The following is a 21,709-nucleotide window of genomic DNA, read 5'->3' as shown; positions in this document are numbered from 1 at the left end:
AACGGTACGTACGGTGGTGTGAGAGGTCGGTAGATAAAATAATTATCTACCTCCTACTCGATTGTCAGAATTTTTTTTAGAAAATACTAGATTGAAAAAAATTAGAAAAAAATATACATGTAGTAATTTTCACACAGTCACTTTACTATATAAACATTTTTTTTGATGGAAAACTCAAATTATGATAAAAAAATATCAAACAAAAATTTCATTAGGGTAAAAAAATAAACATGTCAATTGGCTATTTTATGAAGTTTTATATAAAAGATTGAAAAAAAATATTTTTTTTATATTCAAATGGCATAGTAATTGCAAATTATATTTATCAAAGAGGCTTTATTTTAACCATTGACCTAACTTTTAGGCATAGGATCTAAATAGAGTCTCTTATACAATACAGTTTTAGCGATAATTGCTTATTAAATTTAAGGGGGTAATATCAAAATGGGAAAAACAATGAATGAAATTAGAATTGGTGACAAAGCATCATTTCAAAAGACTATTTCTGAAACAGATGTTTATTTGTATGCGGGAGTGACTGGAGATATAAATCCTGCCCATATAAATCATGAAGCGTCAAAAAACACAATGTTCAAGGGAAGAATTGCCCATGGTATGTTAACTGCTGGACTAATATCTGCAGTATTAGGGGTTCATCTACCTGGGCCAGGAACAATATATCTCGGTCAAGATTTAAAATTTACAGCGCCAGTAAAATTTGGAGATACAATTAAAGCTGAGGTAGAGGTTATTGAGAAAATCCAAGAGAAAAATAGAGTTAAGTTAAATACTATATGTACAAATCAAGATGGAGAGGTGGTATTAAAGGGTATCGCTACTGTAATGCCTCCTAAAGTTGAAGAAGAAGTTGCAATTAGTAATGTAGTTCGTTAGTTAATTAACTAACGAAATTAAAATAAGTATAAAATATTTTTATTACAAGGAGGAGCTTACTATGGATTTTAGATTGCCAAATGAACACAAGATGTTAAGGCAAATGTTTACTGAATTTACAGAAAAAGAAGTTAAGCCTTTAGCAGAAGAAGTTGATGAAAAGGAAATGTTCCCAGTAGAGACTGTCAAAAAGCTTGCCAAATATGGATTTATGGGGATTCCTTTCCCAAAAGAGTATGGTGGACAAGGAGGAGACAATTTAGCCTATGCTATGGCTGTTGAAGAATTATCAAAATCTTGTGCAACAACAGGAGTAATTGTATCTGCCCATACATCTTTATGCGCTACGCCAATATATGAGTTTGGTACAGAGGAACAAAAACAAAAATATTTGATTCCATTAGCTAAAGGAGATAATTTAGGAGCATTTGGTTTAACAGAGCCAAATGCAGGAACAGATGCGGCGGGTCAGCAGACTAAGGCAGAATTAGTTGGAGATTACTATATACTAAATGGTTCTAAGATATTTATTACTAACGCAGGATATGCAGATGTTTATATAATTATGGCTATGACTGATAAGTCTAAAGGTGTTAAAGGAATATCAGCATTTATAGTTGAAAAGGATTTTGAAGGTTTTAGTGTTGGGAAAAAGGAAGCAAAAATGGGGATTAAAGGTTCTGCAACTTGTGAGTTAATATTTGAGAATTGTAAGGTACCTAAGGAAAATCTATTAGGTAAAATAGGTCAAGGTTTTAAGATTGCAATGAAAACCTTAGATGGTGGACGTATAGGAATAGCAGCTCAAGCATTAGGAATATCTCAAGGTGCTATAGATGAGACAGTAAGTTATGTAAAGGAAAGAAAACAGTTTGGTAGGGCAATATCTAAGTTCCAGAATACTCAATTTGAGCTTGCAGATATGCAAACCAAAACCGAGGCTGCAAGACTTTTAGTTTATAGTGCGGCAAGAGCTAAGGATAACAAAGAAAGATATAGTGATAAAGCTGCTATGGCGAAATTATTCACAGCAGAAACTGCTATGGAGGTTACGACAAAGGCGGTACAATTACACGGTGGATATGGGTACACAAGAGAGTATCCAGTTGAACGTATGATGAGAGATGCTAAAATAACTGAGATATATGAAGGAACATCAGAAGTACAGAAAATGGTAATAGCAGGAAGTTTATTAAGATAAGGAGGCATTAATATGAATATAGTAGTATGTATAAAGCAAGTTCCAGATACAACAGAAGTTAGACTTGATCCTAAAACTGGTACTCTAATTAGGGAAGGGGTTCCAAGTATAATAAATCCTGATGACAAAAGTGGTTTAGAGGCTGCATTAATGTTAAAGGATGAGACAGACGCACATGTTACAGTTTTAACTATGGGACCACCTCAAGCTGAAAAAGCATTGTTGGAAGCTCTTTCTATGGGAGCTGATGAAGGGATTCTTCTTACTGATAGGGCATTTGCTGGGGCAGATACTTGGGCAACTTCTAGTACTTTAGCAGCAGCTATTAAGAATCTTGATTATGACTTAATTATAGCAGGAAGACAAGCAATTGATGGTGATACAGCTCAGGTTGGACCTCAAATTGCTGAACATCTAAAAATCCCACAGGTTAGTTATGTAGCAAATTTAGAAAAAGACGGAAATAGTTTAATTCTTAAAAGAGTTTTTGAAGATGGTTATCATAAGGTAAAGGTTAAAATGCCATGTTTAATAACTACGCTAAGTGAAATGAATAGTCCAAGATATATGTCAGTCAAAGGGATATTTGATGCTAATAGAGAAAAGGAAATAAAGAAATGGACCCTTGAAGATATAGATGTAAATAGAGAACATATAGGACTAAAGGGTTCTCCAACAAAAGTTAAAAAGTCCTTTACAAAGGGCGCTAAAGCTGCTGGAGAAAAATTTGAAGTTGAACCAAGTGAAGCAGCTCAAATAATTGTTAATAAGCTTAAAGAAAAACATGTAATATAGTATAGATAGGAGGGAATAAGTTGAATATTTCAGAATATAAAGGTGTGTATGTATTTGTTGAACAAAGAGAAGGTGAGATTCAAAAGGTATCATTAGAACTATTGGGAAAAGCAAGGGAGCTTGCCGATGATATTAATGAAAAGGTAATAGCAGTAGTATTAGGGCATGATATTAAAAATAAATTAAATGAATTAATATATTTTGGAGCAGATGAAATATTATATACTGATAGTGATGTTCTAAATGTATATACAACAGAGCCATATACAAAAGTGATTTCAAATATAATAAATGAATATAAGCCAGAAATATTTCTATTTGGAGCAACATCAATCGGTAGGGATTTAGCACCGAGAATATCGGCAAGGATATATACTGGACTAACAGCTGACTGTACTTCATTAGAAATTGATAAAGAAAATAATAATAACTTGCTGATGACTAGACCTGCCTTTGGTGGAAATATTATGGCTACGATTGTTTGTCCAGATCATAGACCACAAATGTCTACAGTGAGACCAGGTGTTATGAAAATATGTGAAAGAGATGAAAATAGATTAGGAAAAATTAATGAATATAAAATAGACATATCTCAGGATAGCTTGAATATTGAGGTATTAGAAATAGTTAAAGAAAAGAAAGAAAAAATCAATATAGAAGAAGCTAATGTACTAGTTTCAGGCGGGAGAGGTATTGGAAAACCAGAGAATTTTAAGACTCTAAAGGGATTAGCAAATTTACTAGAAGGACAAATATCAGCTTCTCGTGCAGTGGTTGATGCAGGCTGGCTTGAAAGAGACCATCAAGTAGGACAAACAGGAAAGACTGTTAGACCAAATATTTATATAGCTTGTGGGATTTCAGGAGCTATACAGCATATAGCAGGTATGGAAGAATCAGATTATATAATTGCTATTAACAAAGATAGTACAGCTCCTATATTTGAAACAGCTGATTTAGGAATAGTTGGAGATATAAATAAGATTATACCAATGGTAATAGATGAAGTAGCTGCTACTAAAGAAGACAAGTAATAAAATATTGAGGGTTAAGTGAAAGAAAAGAGCTATCTTAAGTTTTGTAACTTAGATAGCTCTTTTTTTTTAACACCTAATTAAATCTTGCAAAAGTACATTTAATTTGTAAATATGCAATTTCCTTAATCGATTATGAAATACATGATATAATTTAGGTAGAATACAATTTGTTTAAATAGAGGTGATTCAATGAAACCCTTGGATATATACACATATCATATTCTTGATTTAGTAAAAGAAGCTTTATTAGGAATAGATAAGAATAATAAAATAATATTAGTCAATAAACATGCTGAGGAATTGCTAAATATAAAAAAAGAAATTAGTGTAGGAAAAAAAGTATCAGAGATTATTGACGACATTGAACTAATAGAATTCATAAAGAATAAAGACTTTAATTTAGATAAAGAGCTTGAAATAAATAATAATCATCTATCTGTAAATAAGGTTCCAATTAAAAAAGAAAATTCTATTTATGGTATGTTGATTCTTTTTAATGATATAACCGACTATAATAAGATAAGTAAAAGACTCAATGAAGATGAGAATTATATTGAAATTTTAAACACAATATTAGATACAGCTAACGAATGGGTAGTTGTGGTTGATGAGACTGGAATTATCAAGATGATGAGTAAAGCATATAAAGAGTTTTTAGGGGAGCATAATGCTGAAGGTAAGCATGTAACAGACGTAATAGAAAATACAAGAATGCATATAGTAGTAAGAACAGGTGTAAAGGAAATCGGAGATATACAAGAAAATGCAGGAAATAAAATGATTTCTATGAGGGTGCCCATAGTTAAAAAGGGAAAAATAGTTGGTGCAGTTGGGAAGGTGATGTTCAAGGACATTGGAGACTTCGTATCATTAAGAAAAAAAATTGATAGACTAGAAGAAGAGCTTGAGTACTATAAATCAGAGCTTAAAAAAGAAAGAACTGCTAAATATTCTTTTGAGGATTGTATTGGAAATAGTCCTAAAATGAAATTTGTAATAGATATAGCTAAAAGAGTGGCAAAGACAAATTCGAATGTATTAATATTAGGAGAAAGTGGCACCGGAAAGGAACTTCTTGCCCATGCAATACACAATGCAAGTGACAGAAAATATGCACCATTTATAAAATTAAATTGTGCTGCAATCCCTGCCGATCTTTTGGAATCAGAGCTTTTTGGCTATGAAGAAGGTGCATTTTCAGGGGCAAAAAAAGGTGGGAAAGAAGGTAAATTTGAACTTGCAAATGGAGGAACTATTTTATTGGACGAGATAGGAGATATGCCATTGGAAATGCAGGCAAAGCTCTTAAGAGTTCTTCAAGAAAAAGAATTTGAACATGTAGGCGGAAATATTATAAAAAAATCAGATGTCAGGATAATTGCATCTACCAATAAGAATCTAGAAAGACTTGTTAGTGAGGGTGAATTTAGAGAAGATTTATATTATAGACTTAATGTAGTTAATATTACTATACCACCTTTAAGAGAGAGAAGAGAAGATATAAAGGATATAGCTATAGCATTAAAAAATAAAATAGCTAAGAATATAGGTATATATGCAGAGGGAATTTCAAAGGAAGTTTTTCAGTATTTTGAGAGTTATTATTGGCCAGGGAATATAAGAGAATTGGAGAATGTAATTGAAAGAGCAATAAATTTATTAGATTCAAATCTTGTCATTAGGCCCGAACATTTACCAAATAAAATAACTAAAAGAAAGTCTAAAAATTATATGATTGATGAAAGGAAGCTAAAAACTATTTTAGAAGAAACTGAAAGAAAGGTTATAACGGAGGTTCTTAACAAGAATGAAGGGAATAAAAGAAAAACCGCCGATTTGCTAGGCATAACTAGAGCTAGTCTATATAAAAAGCTTGATAAATATGGAATATCATAATGGATTTGTTTATAAATTTTAAAATTTTCACTTAGAGTACTATTATTAATATATTTTATGGCCTATAAGGAATAATAATATAAAATAGTGCAAAGGAGAGCGATATAGTGAGTGAAAAGAAAGATAGGATAGCTTTAACATCCGCTGAAATATCTGGTATGTGGGCATCATATATCAAAAATAACATGGAGCTCAGGTTTTTTGAGTACTTTGTAGATATCGTTGAGAGTGATAGGATAAAAGAAATACTAATTAGTAAAATTAACAGAGCAAAGCAAAGTATGTTTATGATAGAGAATATTTTTAAGGAAGAGTTTATCCCGTTACCTAATGGATTTATAAGTGAAGATGTCAAGGCTGATGCTCCAAGAGTTATCTCAGATGAGTTTATTGCAGCCTTTTGTTATGACTTTATTTTATTAACTATACATACCTATACTAGTGCCTTATTAGATTCTACGAGAAAAGATATTAGAGAGTACTTTCAAGATAACATAAGTTATAATATTTCAATGCAGGATGATGTAATTGAATATATGATAGAAAAAGGAATATATCCAAAGCATCCAAATATTGCTATTGAAAAAGATATAATTTTAGTAGATAACAAAAAATACCTTGGGAGGTTAATAGGTGATAATAGACCATTAAATATATCAGAAATATCTGCTTTAGCAAGAATTATATTTAGAGCGCAATTTTCTAAAATGGTCTTTGTTGTATTTTCCAAGACAGCGAAGTCTAAAGAATTAAAAGAGCATTTCAATGATGGAGTGAAAGAAATACAAAAAGTAGTTGATTCACTACAACCAGTTTTGTCAAAGGAAAATATTAATATATCATCAACTGGAGAGTATAAAATATTTGATACCGATGAGTCACCTTTTTCAGAAAAAATAATGCTATATTTTATAAATACATGTATAGGCATGTACTGCTTTAACATGATAGGTCAATCTCTAACAGCTAGCTTAAGAAATGATATTAACGGTAAAAGTCTGATAATAATGAAAGACATGCTTGAATATTATAATAAAGGCATTAAGATTATGGTAAAGAATGGGTGGTTAGAGGCTCCACCTCAGCCAATTGATATGAGTATCTAAGCTATAGACCCTCATCTAATTTAAAGATGGGGTCTTTCATTTTACTAACACAATTTTTAAGTTGAAGTAATAAGATAAATATATGTTTTCTTTTTCAAGGTATGATAAGATATAAAAAGTAACTTATCAATTTTTAAATTACATAGAACATTTTTAATTAAGATTAATAAATTCAACAAAAAGGATGATAGTAATGAACATTATTTCAGCTGATAATATATCAAAAAGTTATGGTGAAAAAACATTATTTGATAACATTTCTATTAATATAGAATCTAGTGACAAGATTGGTCTTATTGGGATAAATGGTACAGGTAAGTCAACTTTATTAAAAATAATTGCTGGGATTGAGACAATGGATTCTGGAGTTATAAATTCTCCAAAGGACACCAAAATAGAGTACTTATCTCAAGATCCAGAGTTTAACGAAGATTTGACTGTTCTAGAAAATATCTTTAAAGGAGATTCACCAGCAGTTAGTGTTGTTAGGGAATATGAGAAAATTCTTTTAGCTATTTCAAAGGATTCAGAAAATGTAGAACTTCAGAATAAACTAACTTCATTATCGGCTAAGATGGATTCTTTAAATGCTTGGGAGTTGGAAAGTCAAGCTAAAACAATTCTCACTAAGCTTGGAATTAGTAATTTTGATGATAAAGTGAATACTCTATCGGGAGGACAGAAGAAAAGAGTTGCACTGGCTGCTTCTCTTATAACTCCATGTAATTTGCTAATCCTTGATGAACCAACAAATCATATGGATAACAGAACTATTGATTGGCTTGAGAATTATCTGGAAAATCGAAAAGGAGCCTTAATTATGATAACTCATGATAGATACTTCTTAGATAGGGTTGTGAATAGGACTATAGAATTAGATCATGGTAGACTATATACTTATTCAGGAAATTATAGTGAGTTTATAGAAAAGAAAATTGAGAGAAAAGCATTAGAAGCAACTTTAGAAAAAAAGCGTCAAAACTTGTATAAAAAAGAGCTTGAATGGATTAGAAAAGGAGCAAAGGCAAGAACTACAAAGCAAAAAGCTAGAATAAAAAGGTTTGAAGATCTTGAAGAATCAAAAATAGATACAGATGAACCAAATATGGAGATATCTGTTGGCTCAACAAGGCTTGGAAAAAAGATAATTGAAATAAGTAACTTATCAAAAAGCTTTGGTGAGAAAAAAATAATTGGAGATCTTAATTATATACTACTTAGAGAAGATATTATTGGGATAATTGGAGACAATGGAGTAGGGAAGTCTACTCTTCTAAATTTATTATATGGAAGACTGTCACCAGATAAAGGCAACATAGATATTGGAGCAACAGTAAAAATTGGTTATTTCTCACAAGAAAGTGAAGACATGAATGAAGATTTAAGGGCTATAGAATACATCAGAGAGGGTGGAGAATTCATCTCTGATGAGAATGGAAACAAGATAAGTGCTTCTCAAATGATGGAAAGGTTCTTATTTACTCCAGATATGCAATGGACTTATATCAAAAAACTTTCAGGGGGAGAAAGGAGAAGGTTATACCTATTGAGGATTCTTATGGAAGCTCCAAATGTATTATTGTTAGATGAACCTACAAATGACCTTGATATAGAAACCTTAAATATTTTAGAATCATATATTGATGAATTCAATGGTGTAGTTGTTACTGTATCCCATGATAGATATTTTTTAGATAGAGTATGTTCTAAAATTTTTTCATTTGAAGGGGATGGAGAAATAGTTATACATACTGGGAATTATTCTGATTTTATTAAATATAAAAATGAATTTCTTCAATCAACATCTGAAGTTGATAATGAGAACATAAAAAATGAAGAAAAGAAAAAGAAAAGAGAAAATAAAAATCATGATTTAAAGTTCTCATATAAAGAAAAACTTGAGTTCGAGAAAATCGATTCTGATATAGAAACATTAGAAAATAGAATAACTGATATTGAAACGGAAATGAACAAGTATTCCAGTGATTTTGTCAAATTACAGGAGCTTGTTACTGAAAAGGAAAATGTAGAAGAGGAATTGTTATATAAACTTGAAAGATGGGAGTATCTAAATGATATTAATGACCAGATACAAAACCAAGAAAGCTAGTTAACTCAAGAATTCTTAGTAGAACTATACTTACGACAAAATAATATCCCCACTGCTTAAATGTAGTGGGGGAGTAAGTATTTTGAGAAGAATTATTTTGTAGGCTCATATGGATCTTCTTCATAATCAAATTCGCTAGTATTATGGGTGGCTTTCTTAGTAAAACCCTTAATTTTATTCTTGCTTTTTCTTGTCTTCTTTAATCGATCATAATTATCTTCCTCATAATTATAATTTGATTTAAAAAAGTCAAAGTTATTCTTGCTAATGATAATCAACTCCTTTAAACTACTAGTAATAAAATAGAATATAGCTTTGTAAGCATTACTCTTTTTCTGTATTCTATCATATTTTGAGCTTAAATGTCTAAAAAATTATATTGAGTACAAACTAAATATAAATAACTATACCCTAAAATATTTTAATAATAAACAATTATGAAAATATAGGTTTTAGAATAAAAATTATAGTACAATAGAAGATTATTTACTACAAAAGAAGAGGTGATAAAATGACAAAATTAAATTTTGATAAATATGAATTAAGTGATGAAATATTAAAAGCAATTAGTTTGCTAAACTTCCACAAGCCAACAAAAGTACAAAAACAGGTGATACCTGCAGTTTTAAAACATAAGGATATAGTAGTAAAATCTCAGACAGGAAGTGGAAAAACTGCTGCCTTTGCAATTCCAATATGCGAAAAAGTTCTCTGGGACGAAAATATGCCTCAAGCATTGGTTGTTACGCCAACAAGGGAACTAGCAACTCAAGTTAAAGAAGATATTTTTAATATAGGTAGATTTAAAAGGATTAAAGTGTTAGCTGTTTATGGTAAATCATCTTTCCAAAGACAAGAAAAAGCACTTAAGCAAAAGACTCATGTTGTAGTTGGTACACCGGGGCGTATAATTGACCACTTACAAAAGGGAACACTTGATGTTTCAAAGATAGGATATTTAGTAATAGATGAAGCCGATAAAATGCTTAATATGGGTTTTGTTGAGCAATTGGAGGAAATAATAACTAGATTACCAGAGGAAAGGGTAAATTTATTATTATCTGCCACATTACCTAAAGATATAGAAGCATTATGTTACAAATATATGAATGACCCTATTCAAATTAATATTGAAGATGAAAATTCTTCGATGGATAGAATATCTCAAGAAAGATTTAATGTAAAGCAAGAAGATAAGATGAAATTATTAGGTGATATAACTATACTAGAGAATCCAGATAGCTGTATAATATTCTGCAATACAAAGCAAAAAGTAGATGAGGTTAGTACCAAGCTAAAAGATCTAAATTATAGTTGTGATAAAATTCATGGAGATATGGAACAGAAGCATAGATTAAGAGTAATGAATGATTTTAAAAGAGGATACTTTAGATACCTTATAGCAACAGATGTAGCTGCTAGAGGAATAGATGTAAATAATATTAATCTTGTTATTAATTATGATATACCATTTGATAGTGAAAGTTACGTCCACAGGATAGGAAGGACTGGTAGAAAAAATAACGAAGGTAGGGCAATTACTTTTGTTACTCCAGATGAAAATAAATATTTAGATGATATACAAGAATATATTAATAGAGATATCGCATTAAAAGAAAAACCAGATAAAGAAACTATTGGTGAAGCAAAACCTGATTTCCTAAAAAAAATTAATACAAAGCCTAAAATTAAAGAGGATAAAGGAGCACAATTGAATAAAGAAATCATGAAATTACATATCAACGCTGGTAAAAAAACAAAAATGAGACCAGTAGATATTGTTGGAACCCTTTGTAATATAGAAGGAGTGACAGCTGAAGATATAGGAATTATCAATATAATAGATGTATCTACATTTGTAGAAGTGCTGAATAATAAAGGGGAAATAGTTCTTGAGGCATTGCAAACGAAGCCTATTAAAGGCAGAATTCGTAAGGTAAGTAAAGCTAATAGATAAAAGTCTAAATTACAAATTAATATGTAAATGTTAATCATTATTATCCTTTAAAGGGGAGGATATTATCTATGAATAAAGTAAAATTCATATTCAATGTGTTAAAAACAATGAATGATAAAAAAGATTTTAGAGGAACTATTCAAGCAAAGATGAATAAATCACAAGGGCAAGTGTTTAGCTTTACAAATGAGTTTAATAACAAAGGGAATCCTCTAAGCTTTTTTCCCTTATTTGGAGGAAATAAGATTAATGGACATAGTAGTCTCTCCACGGCATTAGAAATATTAAATAAACTAGAGATTGAAAATCAAGAAGATGAGACATATCTGGTAAATTTAAATAGTAGTGAATTTTCAAAAGATATGGTTAATAGGCTAATAGATAATATAAATAGAGAACGAATGAAATATGAACATATGATAACTGAAGCTGAAAATCTTGGCTCAGGATTTATTGATGATATTATTTCCATAAAAGAACCAAATATAAGTTTGAAGGTGTGGGTAAGTAAATCAAATGAAATCCAAAGAGCTAAATTGGTAATAAGGGGTAAAGAAGATACGAACTCAACAGAAGGAAGTAATATTGAATTAAAGACTAGTATAGTGTTATTTAAATAACACTATACTAGTCTTTAAAATGAAGAAATTTTATATGTAAGACTGCATGTGTGTAGAATGATTTACTCTATTGGAATATATGTGTAATACCAGAAATGGTAATAGCACTATAGATTAATAATAACCCCATAACGATATTAAATTGTTTTTGGTAGCTTGATAGGAACCGATTAAAGAGAGACCCAAATAATGCCCAAACTGAAGTTGATAAAATAGCTACTAATGCAAGGGATAATGAAGTAAGTAATAAAGCAATATTTGACTTATAATAAGGTATAATAAAATTTGATATTACAGTAATAGAGTAAAGTATTCCTTTGGGATTGACAAACTGCATTGTTAAGCCAGTGAAGAAAGAATACAGGTTATTCCCATTTTCTTTAGGATTTTGGGATTGGTCAGTAGTTATATCTACCTCAATATCAGAATCATCAAGTGTTTCTTGTGATTCTTCTTCAGATTTCATTAACTTAATAGCTAAGTAAACCATATATACTGATCCTATTAATCCCATAATAAATTTAATTTTAGGAATGAGATTAAAAAGCAATAGGTTAAAGTAACTACTAAGAAGCATAACAATAAAAAAGCCAGTAAAAACTCCAAAAATAAACTTTAATGTCTTTTTGTATCCATACTTGCTTGCATTTGCCATGGACATAATATTATTTGGTCCTGGAGTAAAGCTTACAACGAAAACATAGGAAAAGAAAGCCCATATATTAAACATAAAGTATCCCCCTTTAAGTACTGCTATTTTATTTAAAATTATTTTTTAAAAATATCTAAATGATAATTGATTAACTCGTCACTTCAACCTTTAAAACCCTTAAATCAACCCGTCCATCCCTTTATATTATTTATTGAAATACTACATATATAATACCATATATTTTTATTTAGTGAGAACAAAAATATAAGAGAGTATTTATTCAAAGAAAATATCATCTTATTTTAACTCCGATATTTAATCACTTTATTACTTAATTTAGAGAAAAAACAATTGAATAAGCCGTAGTTTAGATGAAATTATGAAAAAACATATTCAAGTGTAAATAAGAAATTTTATCATTTAGAAAATTGATTAAATGTGAAGGGATTAACACATTAATATAGAATTATTTAATAGCTAATGTAAATATAAAGTTTTGCCAAGTATAGTTAAAATTCTATAGCATCTATCTTAAGGTGCTTTGATTATACAAGAACACAGGATGAGAAGGGGGAAGAACATTGAATAAGAAAATCTATATTCTAATAATTAGTGTTTTACTTGTAGTAACAAGTGGCTGTAATATAAGCAAAAATCAGGATAATACTGATGAAAGTATGGATTTACAAGCTCAAGGGGAAAAGCTAAGTACTAGTATAGAAAAATTAATTTCCCAAGAAATATTTGATTTAAAAATCAAACAAACAAGTGATAATTATTATCCTGCCACTGAAGAGTTTACAATGCGATTAATAGAGGAAATAGAGGATTATGAAATTGCCAAGCCACCAACAGATAAGAAAAAACCCCTTGAAGTAGTCTTAAAATTTAAAGGCTTTGAAAAAATCTATTTAGATACACAAAACGGATACTTTTGGTTTGATAATTCAGAAAAGATATATATAGTGAAAAATTGGAATAGTACTTTATGGGATAGATACGTTTTAAAAGAGAATAATGACCAAGTAATGTATGATACATTTGAGAAAGATATCTTGCTACGTAACAATACAAGCACAACTAAGAGAGCTAAAGAAGATGAAGTTTTATTATATTATGATGGAGACATCAGGTTGAAGTATAAAGGGCAAGAGGTTGAGGTTATTCCAAATGTTTCTGAAGATTGTATTGAAAGTACAATAGCAAGTAATCAGATGGTAAACCAATTACTTATAAAAGAAAATTCAGAAGAAAATGGATATTTCTTTCTGGTAGGTTCTACTTACTCTTTCACTAGTAAATATGGATCAACAGCTTGGTTATCTTGCTATGAATATAAAGATGATATGTTAAAGAAAACATGGGATATGAATGATTTCTTTAGTAGTACGATTAAAGTCAAAGATTATGATGAAGAATTTTTGACTTTATCAATTGTAGGACAAAATATAGAAATGAAAATGAAGCTTACAAAAGATGAAACCAATATAATAAATGATTATAGAAAATTTTTAGATGAAATGGGAGAGCAGTATATTGGTAGGGAGAATTATATGTTCTTTTCAAATTTCACCAAATATGAATTTGCTGACTATAATAATGATGGTAAAGAAGATTTGATTGCAGAAACATATATGAGAGGTGGAGCTTCTGGTATAACAGAAATAATATATTTTGTATATGACTTTAATGAAGATGGAATACAATTAATGGATGGATTTACTAAAAGAGAAAACTCAGAAGTGAATTTGCTAAATTAAATATTTGAGAGGTTAGTGAACTAAATCCCTTCTACTTGTAAGCAAGAGGGATTTAGTATGTAAACTCAATTTATATAAACAATTACTATGATAGTTATTTAAATTAGAATTGAATGTTTTATAGTCATATATTCACAACTCAAGAACCTATTATAAAGTGATTATGATTAAAAGTTTCTCAAAACTGTGATAAATCCACCTAATATTTGATGACTAACCTTGAAGCCTTTACCTTGATAAAATCTCAACGCGTCCTCGTTTCCATTAGATACAAAAATGAATATATCATCTATTGATTCTGCTGAATTTAGCCAATCTAAAGACCTGTTGAATAAAATTGTTCCTATACCTGTTTTTCGATAATCCTCCTTTATAAAGAACTGAGAAAGGCAGCCAACATCATCACCTTTAACAGAATTAAAATCAAAAAAATCAACAGGTTCAAGAGTAGCGAATCCATCAGAATAAGTTGTTTTTGAACAAATATTGCTATATGCGTAGCCAATAATTTCATCTTTATCTTTTGCTGTTATTATAAAGTTAGACTTGGAACCATCGATAGCTGGAATCATCCTACTCTCGAAGCACATATTATCAAACCATTCTGGGTGAATATGTGCCTTAGTTTTTTGATATACCATTAGTTCATTACATAAATTCTTAATACAGTTAATATTATCAGCAGAAATAACTTTATATTTAATACTCATTAGATTTTCCTCCTTTAAAGAAAATAATACGCATTTGACTAATCGATTAGCTTTGATATGATTATATCAAGTAGAAATATTATGACAAGTATGCAGTATTTTCTGATTAAGTAAGGAAAAGCTGAGTATTGGAGGATTAACATGAATGATAAAAAACTATATAAAAGTCCTTTAGATGATTGTCCATTAACCTATGCATTGAACATAATCGGGAATAAATGGAGATTGCCTATTATCTGGGCACTAAGTAAAAATGGAATTATGAGATACAATGAGTTGAAGAGAAATATTGATGGGATTACTAATATGATGCTAAGTCAAACTTTAAAAGAGCTAGAATCTTACGAAATTATAAATAGAAAACAATTTATGGAAGTACCACCTAGAGTTGAGTATTCACTATCTGAAAATGGAGAGAATTTAATTCCAGCATTAAAGAAGCTAGCTGACTGGGGAAAAGAAATGCAGAAAATAGAATATTAATAAATAAAATATAACTCTTCTCAGTATCGTGTACAAATAGGGAAGAGTTATATTTTCTCACTTATAAAGATTCAATTAGGACTTTCATTTTACCACCACAAACCATACCTTCTTCCTCGGCCATGTCTGCAGTCATGTCAACGTCCTCTATAGAATAACTTTTATTTAGCATTACATCTCTAGCGGTAGCTATTACACTGGCTTCGCTACATCCGCCACCGATACTCCCGATAGTTCTTCCATCAAACCAAACTAACATTTTTGCACCAGCCTTTCTAGGGACAGAACCTTTTGAAGAAATTATTGTAACCAGTGCTTTAGGAATTTCTTCTTTTACTAATAAATTTTCAATTATTTCAGGATCAAACTCTGGCCAATTTACTTTCTTGGTAATCTTGCTAGTAGCAGGATTTTTACTTATTCTACGGTAGCTTATAATCTCTGCAATTATAGCAATTGCGATTTCCTCTGGAGTTACTGCACCAATATCTAAACCAATAGGAGCATTGATTTCCTCTATTCTACTTGCAGTGTAACCATCGCTAAGTAATTTATCCTTTACACCCTTTACTCTACGTTTAGATCCGATCATTCCTATGTAAGCTGGATTACACCTTAATGCATTCCGTAAGCAAGTCTCATCATGTTTATGCCCTCTTGTTACGATTACTATAAAATCAGACTCTCCAATATTCAGCTTACTAAAACTATTTTTAAAACTATCACAAATAATCTCAGATGCTTTGGAAAAGCGATTTGAATTAGCAAAAGAAGGGCGGTCATCAATCACAGTAGCTGAGAATCCAACCTTAGTACCGAAAGCAACTAAGGGAATTGCAATATGTCCACCTCCAAAAATAATTAAACGAGGCTTCGGAAAGTAAGGTTCAATTAAAATTTGATCATTATTTTTCATATTAAGTATTTCAATATTACCTGTATGGAGTGCATGATTGAGTTTTTCATTAAGTTCTTTTGAAACAGTTGTCTGCTGGTTAGTGGAATCTATATCTTCTCTTGTAATAAGCTCTTTCTTTATAATATTCCCACTTTTATTATCCACAGTTTTCAGATAAGTCATGAGAACTGATTTTTGTCCATTAGTTAAGTTTTCCAATAAAGCATTATATACTTTTATGTTCAAGATCAGTCACCATCCAATTTGTATTTAATACTTAAGTTAATTACATATATTATATACCTTTTATTATATTAAAAGCATTATGACTTTACAAATAAATAAGGTAGGGAATCGGAGAATCAATTTCAGTAATTTCATCCCAAATTTAATTTTAAGCCTTAACTTATGAGCTATCAATTGCTGACAAAGGTGACAAATCATCTCTGTACTTTATTTTGTACTACATTCTTTCAGGAGCTTTAATGCCGAGGAGGTCTAAACTAGTTTCAAGAACTTTCATTGTTAAAATAATAAGATTAATCCATGATGATTTTTTAGTTAGATTTTCTTCAGTAATTATTTTGGTTTCATGATAAAATCTATTAAAAGTATTAGATAAATCATAAATATAGTCACAAATTTTATTAGGTGCTTTATTTTCAAAGCTTTGATTTATAACTTCATTAAATTTTGTAAGTTTCAAGAATAGATTTCTCTCTATATCACTGTGGGGAGCTTCTATCTTATTAGAGTATTGAAAATTTTCATTATTAATTTTTCTGAGAATAGATTTGATTCTAACTACTGTATATAGAATATAAGGACCAGTATTTCCCTCAAAAGATGAGAATCTATCGATATCAAAAACATAATCTTTAGTAATTTGGTTAGATAAATCACCATATTTAAGAGCTGATAGACCAACTTTTCTTGCAATTTCATCTATTTTGTAGGTACTAATTGAGTCATTTTCTTTAAGCTTATCATAAACCGCATCTTTAATTATTTTAATTAAATCTTGAAGCCTCATAACTCCACCCTCTCTTGTCTTAAAGGGTTTGCCATCTTTTCCATTCATAGTACCAAATCCAATAAAATCTAGTTTTAAATCCTCACCAGTAATACTAGTTTTTCTAGCACATCTAAAAACCTGTTCAAAGTGGAGAGATTGCCTTTTATCAACTACATATATAATTTGATCAGGGTTATACTCTTCAATTCTTTCCCAAATGGTTGCAAGATCAGTAGTACTGTATAAAGCAGCACCATTAGATTTCAAAACTATAAATGGGGGAATAGTATAGGTATCGGTTTCTTTAGATATATCTACTACTAATAATCCTTCACTTGTAGAAGTATGATTATTTTCCTTTAGATAATTTACAATTGTATCAACATATTTTTGACCATCACTTTCACCATTCCATAGGTCGAATTCTACATTTAAATTACTATAATTTTTCTTTAAATCATTTACAGAAACATTTAATATTTGTCTCCATAATGCTATATAACCATTTCTTCCTTTTTGAAGCTCTGCAGTTGCTAATTTAGCTTCATCCATGGCGATTTTATTAGATTTTGCTAGTTTGCTAGCAGTAGGGTATATCTCTGCAAGCTCATCTATAGTAAAAGGAGCTTTATTAGGATATTCACCTTGAAAATCTTCGTCGAAATAGGGAAGCTCTGGTTTACGTCTTTTGAGCTCAGAGATTACCATACCTATTTGAAGTCCCCAATCTCCTAAATGAACATCTCCTATTACATTATGACCAACAAATTTGCAAATTCTTTTAATGCTTTCACCAATAATTGCGGACCTTAGATGACCGACATGGAGTGGCTTTGCAACATTAGCACCCCCATAATCAATAATGATAGTTTGTGGATGAGGGTCAGTATCATAACCCAAATTATCACTATCATACATTTCATTTAGATATTTTTTTAAGAAATTATCTTTAATATTTATATTAATAAAGCCAGGACCAGCAATTCTAACTTCTTCAAATATATCATGCTTTTCAAGCCATTCTAATACATCTTGAGCAATTTGTTTAGGTGCTCTTCTATATTGTTTTGCTGAGGGAAGGGCTCCATTACATTGGAATTGACATAAATCAGGTCTATTAGATGTTGTAACCACCCCATACTTTTTATCATATCCACTTTTTTCAAATGCTGATTCAACTATTTCACTTATTTTTTTTATAAGCATTTTCATATCAAATACCTCCTCAACTAATGAATTAAAAATAAAATAAAAAAACCGTCTCTAAAAATAGAGACGGGTATTAATCCGCGGTACCACTCAAATTGACTAAAATAGTCCACTTAAAACTTTAACGCAGTCAACGTCTAACCCTTGCAAGTGCTCAGGTAGCTTCTCAGAGGCCCTCTTCACCACTTTATTTTCTGTAGAACTTCCACCGGACTTCTACTCGCTATAAGAAAATATAAATGGATACTTTTCTCTTCAATGAATTTCCATAAATTTATTTAATGATTATTCTATATTATACTTTATATTGGTGTCAACCCCAAATTTAACAAATTTTAGAATATGAAGATATTTGTGTTAAAAATAATGATATATTTATTGTATTCAGAAAGATTTAAAAGGGAATTTGTTCTTGGGCTATTTAAGCAATAGCTTTAATTAACAAGACTGGAATAAAAAAGAAGCAAAATAAAGGGAACATTTATGATAATATTTAAATAACTGAAAGTATAAAATACTATTTTGTGGATAATACTTATATATGTCGTATGTAGAAAGGATAGATTACTAATGATAAATAAGATATGTAAATATTGTGTAATTTTTACACTTACTGTACTTACTATTATTGCAATACCTCAAGCTAAGTATGCTAGTACATATTTAACTGAAAGCAATGGGAATACTCCAAGTGATTGGGCAAAGGATGAAGTTAATAAAGCAGTAGAGGTAAAGCTTATACCAGATAGTATCCAGGGAAAATACAGAAATAGTATTACTAGAGGAGAATTTAGTGAGATTGCTGTAAAATTATATGAAGTTCTGAGTGGTAAGCAAGAAGTGGTTAAAGGGAAAAGTCCTTTTGTCGATACGCAGAATTCACAGGTAATTATAGCTAATGAATTGGGAATTGTAAATGGCATAGGTGTAGATAAGTTTGCTCCTAATGATATGGTGACTCGAGAAGAGATAAGCGTAATGATATATCGAACCTTGCATGCAGCTAAACCTGAATATAAATATTCAAATGAATATATCCATAAATTCGCTGACAACAACATGATTTCGTCATGGGCAAGAGATTCAGTTGACTACCTTTATCAAGTAGGTGCCATAAATGGTGTTGGTAGTAATATATTTAATCCAAGTGGAGAAACTTCTAGGGAAGAAGCAATTATACTTGTAAAAAGGACATATGATAAAGTATTAGCTTCAGAAAAAGTTTCAAGTAATAGGCTAGCTGTAACACGTGGTAGTTCAAGAGAATTAGCAAAGGTTATGAGATTAAAAAGTCTTATACCTCAAGAGTTAGGCAAGCCTTATCAATGGGGTGCTACAGGGCCAAATAGTTATGATTGCTCTGGATTAGTATATTCATTATATGAAAAGCTTGGAGTATCTTTACCAAGAACCTCAAAACAACAATCTAGAATAGGTACTTATGTTTCAAAAGATAAATTAATATATGGAGATTTAGTTTTCTTTGCAAGTAATGGCAAAACAGTTAATCATGTTGGAATATATATTGGTAATGGTAATTTTGTACATTCACCAAATACAGGAGATGTTGTAAAGGTATCGACAATTATGTCAGGCTACTATGCTGACACTTATTATTCTGCAAAGAGAATACTGCCTTAAGCAATAAAAAAATAGGTATTAAAATTATAAATATTAATTTAATGATTATTAGCTATAAAAACCACAGTGGCGATAATACACATATGTATTATTGTTGCTGTGGTTTTTTGCTAAAACTATAAAAAGGTTATAAAAAATTAGTATAGAAGTTATTATTATACGAACTTATAAGGATGTGGTATAAGTGAACTTTAAAGAAGCAATTTCCAAATATCAACCGATTAATAAACAAGAAATCAGTGACAAAAAAATTATTTTAGAGTATATCAGCCTATTTTATGATAATATCTTAACAAGAGATAATCAAATAGTACATATGACAAGCTCAGGATTAATTCTAAATAAATCTTTAGATAAAATCTTAATGATTCATCATAATATATACAATACTTGGACTTGGACTGGAGGTCATGCGGATGGTGACAGTAACATGCTTAAAGTGGCCATTAAAGAAGCAAAGGAGGAAACGGGAATATCCAAGGTAACTCCATTAATAAATGATATAGTATCTATAGACATTATACCTGTTTATGGACATGTAAAGAGAGGAAACTATGTATCATCCCATTTGCATATGAATGTATCATATGCTTTATTAGCTGATGAAAGTGAAGAATTAGTTGTCAATGAAGAAGAAACTAGTAATGTGGGATGGATTAAAGTTAATAGTTTGGACAAGTATTCTAGTGAACCTTATTTAATTGAAATTTATAATAAAATTGTGAGGAGAGCTAGAGAACTAAATTCCATTAAAAAATAGTATAAGAATTAGAAAATAAATCTCAATTATTATAATATGTTAGATACAATTTCTGAAAGGAGAATTTCTAATGAAGTATACAATTGGAGAATTTGCTGATATGTTAGGAGTAACAGTTGATACATTAAGACTATATGAAAAACATGATATTATTAAACCCATTAGGGACAATAGAAATAATTATAGATATTTCAATGATTTAGATGCAAGAGATTTGCTTATGAGTAGGTGGTATAGAAGTATTGAAATACCATTACAAGAAGCGGCTATACTCACTAAAGATTCCTCAATAGATAGTATTATTGAGAAGATAGAGGAAACTCAATTGAATCTTGAAGAAGAGATAAAGAGAAAGAGTATGCTTTTAAATAAAATTACAGAAATCAATGATAGCCTGAGAGCAATAGAAAATAAGTTGAATAAATGTGAAAAAAGAAAACTACCAGGGATATATAGGATAAAGCAAACAAGTAAAAACACATTATTAAAGGATGATCATTTAAGAAGTATAGTCGATACTTGGATGAATATATTACCCTTTTCTTTCTATTCTTGTAAAATAGAGTATCAAGAGTTTTTATCTAATAAAGATTCATTTGGATATAGTTGGGGACTTGCTATATTTGAAGATTGCATTAATGATTTTGAGATAAAGACTGATAGTAATGTAGAATACATTGAATCTAAAACGTATATATATTCTGTTATATGTAATTCCCAAGAAGACTATATAACTCGGAAGTCATTACAGCATATAGTAGACTATATAGAAAAAAATGGATATTCAATAGCAGGAGATATTATTGGTAAAATAATAGTAAATGAGAAATTCAATAATGAAAGTAAAGGTTATTTAGAAATATATATACCAATTCAATAATTTTAATATTTTTGTATATTTTTAATAGTATGAGATAAAAAACATGCTTAATCTAAAAATCAGATTCATTTGAATCTGATTTTTT

General features: G+C 30.0%; 19 protein-coding genes and 1 other annotated feature. Of the genes, 14 read left to right on the top strand and 5 right to left on the bottom strand.

From position 1 onward, the window contains the following. Positions 1-444 precede the first annotated feature (444 nt). The 7 genes from JMO20_RS14975 (at position 445) to JMO20_RS14945 (ending at position 9,039) form a co-directional block, all read left to right on the top strand. Positions 445-894 (top strand): MaoC family dehydratase, encoded by a 450-nt coding sequence (locus tag JMO20_RS14975; protein ID WP_202710508.1) that lies wholly within the window; start codon positions 445-447, stop codon positions 892-894. Positions 895-955: 61 nt separating this feature from the next. After that, positions 956-2,095, top strand: a complete 1,140-nt coding sequence (locus JMO20_RS14970) for an acyl-CoA dehydrogenase (RefSeq protein ID WP_202710507.1) — start codon at positions 956-958, stop codon at positions 2,093-2,095. Between the two features lie 12 nt (positions 2,096-2,107). Further along, a complete protein-coding gene (locus tag JMO20_RS14965) occupies positions 2,108-2,890 on the top strand; it encodes an electron transfer flavoprotein subunit beta/FixA family protein (protein WP_202710506.1) in 783 nt (260 codons plus the stop codon). 20 nt (positions 2,891-2,910) lie between these two features. Then, positions 2,911-3,924, top strand: coding sequence for an electron transfer flavoprotein subunit alpha/FixB family protein (locus tag JMO20_RS14960; protein ID WP_202710505.1), 1,014 nt, complete (start codon positions 2,911-2,913; stop codon positions 3,922-3,924). Positions 3,925-4,116: 192 nt separating this feature from the next. Further along, positions 4,117-5,823 (top strand): sigma 54-interacting transcriptional regulator, encoded by a 1,707-nt coding sequence (locus tag JMO20_RS14955; RefSeq protein WP_202710504.1) that lies wholly within the window; start codon positions 4,117-4,119, stop codon positions 5,821-5,823. Positions 5,824-5,930: 107 nt separating this feature from the next. After that, positions 5,931-6,929, top strand: coding sequence for a DUF3231 family protein (locus JMO20_RS14950; protein WP_202710503.1), 999 nt, complete (start codon positions 5,931-5,933; stop codon positions 6,927-6,929). A gap of 193 nt (positions 6,930-7,122) precedes the next feature. Further along, positions 7,123-9,039, top strand: a complete 1,917-nt coding sequence (locus JMO20_RS14945; RefSeq protein ID WP_202710502.1) for an ABC-F family ATP-binding cassette domain-containing protein — start codon at positions 7,123-7,125, stop codon at positions 9,037-9,039. Positions 9,040-9,131: 92 nt separating this feature from the next. On the opposite strand, the gene JMO20_RS14940 is transcribed toward JMO20_RS14945, so the two are convergent. Further along, the gene (locus JMO20_RS14940; protein ID WP_202710501.1) at positions 9,132-9,317 is read right to left on the bottom strand and encodes a hypothetical protein; all 186 of its coding nucleotides are present in this window, start codon (positions 9,315-9,317) and stop codon (positions 9,132-9,134) included. A 233-nt stretch (positions 9,318-9,550) separates the two neighbouring features. On the opposite strand from JMO20_RS14940, the gene JMO20_RS14935 reads away from it, so the two are divergent. Together JMO20_RS14935 and JMO20_RS14930 are read left to right on the top strand one after the other, a co-directional pair. After that, positions 9,551-10,996 (top strand): DEAD/DEAH box helicase, encoded by a 1,446-nt coding sequence (locus JMO20_RS14935; RefSeq protein WP_202710500.1) that lies wholly within the window; start codon positions 9,551-9,553, stop codon positions 10,994-10,996. A gap of 68 nt (positions 10,997-11,064) precedes the next feature. After that, complete coding sequence (locus JMO20_RS14930; protein WP_202710499.1) at positions 11,065-11,616, top strand: hypothetical protein; 552 nt, start codon at positions 11,065-11,067, stop codon at positions 11,614-11,616. A gap of 67 nt (positions 11,617-11,683) precedes the next feature. Here the strand turns inward: JMO20_RS14930 and JMO20_RS14925 are convergent, their stop codons facing one another. Next, positions 11,684-12,346 carry a LysE family translocator gene (locus JMO20_RS14925; protein ID WP_202710498.1) on the bottom strand — a complete coding sequence of 221 codons (663 nt, stop codon included), beginning with the start codon at positions 12,344-12,346 and terminating at the stop codon, positions 11,684-11,686. A gap of 503 nt (positions 12,347-12,849) precedes the next feature. On the opposite strand from JMO20_RS14925, the gene JMO20_RS14920 reads away from it, so the two are divergent. Then, positions 12,850-14,028, top strand: coding sequence for a hypothetical protein (locus JMO20_RS14920; RefSeq protein ID WP_202710497.1), 1,179 nt, complete (start codon positions 12,850-12,852; stop codon positions 14,026-14,028). Between the two features lie 167 nt (positions 14,029-14,195). Here JMO20_RS14920 and JMO20_RS14915 read toward each other — a convergent pair whose 3' ends face one another. After that, a complete protein-coding gene (locus JMO20_RS14915; protein ID WP_202710496.1) occupies positions 14,196-14,738 on the bottom strand; it encodes a GNAT family N-acetyltransferase in 543 nt (180 codons plus the stop codon). 141 nt (positions 14,739-14,879) lie between these two features. On the opposite strand from JMO20_RS14915, the gene JMO20_RS14910 reads away from it, so the two are divergent. Continuing rightward, positions 14,880-15,221 (top strand): winged helix-turn-helix transcriptional regulator, encoded by a 342-nt coding sequence (locus JMO20_RS14910; RefSeq protein ID WP_202710495.1) that lies wholly within the window; start codon positions 14,880-14,882, stop codon positions 15,219-15,221. A gap of 61 nt (positions 15,222-15,282) precedes the next feature. Here JMO20_RS14910 and JMO20_RS14905 read toward each other — a convergent pair whose 3' ends face one another. Together JMO20_RS14905 and argS are read right to left on the bottom strand one after the other, a co-directional pair. After that, entirely contained in the window at positions 15,283-16,365 is a 1,083-nt protein-coding gene (locus tag JMO20_RS14905) for an XdhC family protein (RefSeq protein WP_243414761.1), read from the bottom strand. Positions 16,366-16,582: 217 nt separating this feature from the next. Then, positions 16,583-18,346 carry an arginine--tRNA ligase gene (gene argS / locus JMO20_RS14900; RefSeq protein WP_202710494.1) on the bottom strand — a complete coding sequence of 588 codons (1,764 nt, stop codon included), beginning with the start codon at positions 18,344-18,346 and terminating at the stop codon, positions 16,583-16,585. Between the two features lie 56 nt (positions 18,347-18,402). Further along, positions 18,403-18,611 (bottom strand) — a binding site (T-box leader). A gap of 302 nt (positions 18,612-18,913) precedes the next feature. Between argS and JMO20_RS14895 the strand changes: the two genes are divergently transcribed. The 3 genes from JMO20_RS14895 to JMO20_RS14885 all read left to right on the top strand — a co-directional run bounded on the left by JMO20_RS14895 (position 18,914) and on the right by JMO20_RS14885 (position 21,624). After that, complete coding sequence (locus tag JMO20_RS14895) at positions 18,914-19,984, top strand: NlpC/P60 family protein (protein WP_202710493.1); 1,071 nt, start codon at positions 18,914-18,916, stop codon at positions 19,982-19,984. Positions 19,985-20,168: 184 nt separating this feature from the next. Then, a complete protein-coding gene (locus tag JMO20_RS14890) occupies positions 20,169-20,744 on the top strand; it encodes an NUDIX domain-containing protein (RefSeq protein WP_202710492.1) in 576 nt (191 codons plus the stop codon). Between the two features lie 70 nt (positions 20,745-20,814). After that, entirely contained in the window at positions 20,815-21,624 is an 810-nt protein-coding gene (locus tag JMO20_RS14885) for a MerR family transcriptional regulator (protein WP_202710491.1), read from the top strand. The last annotated feature ends 85 nt before the right edge of the window (positions 21,625-21,709 follow it).

This window comes from Sporosalibacterium faouarense (assembly GCF_016765695.1).
In the GTDB taxonomy this organism is placed as follows: domain Bacteria; phylum Bacillota; class Clostridia; order Tissierellales; family VENL01; genus Sporosalibacterium; species Sporosalibacterium faouarense.
This window is presented reverse-complemented; position numbering and strand designations above follow the sequence as displayed.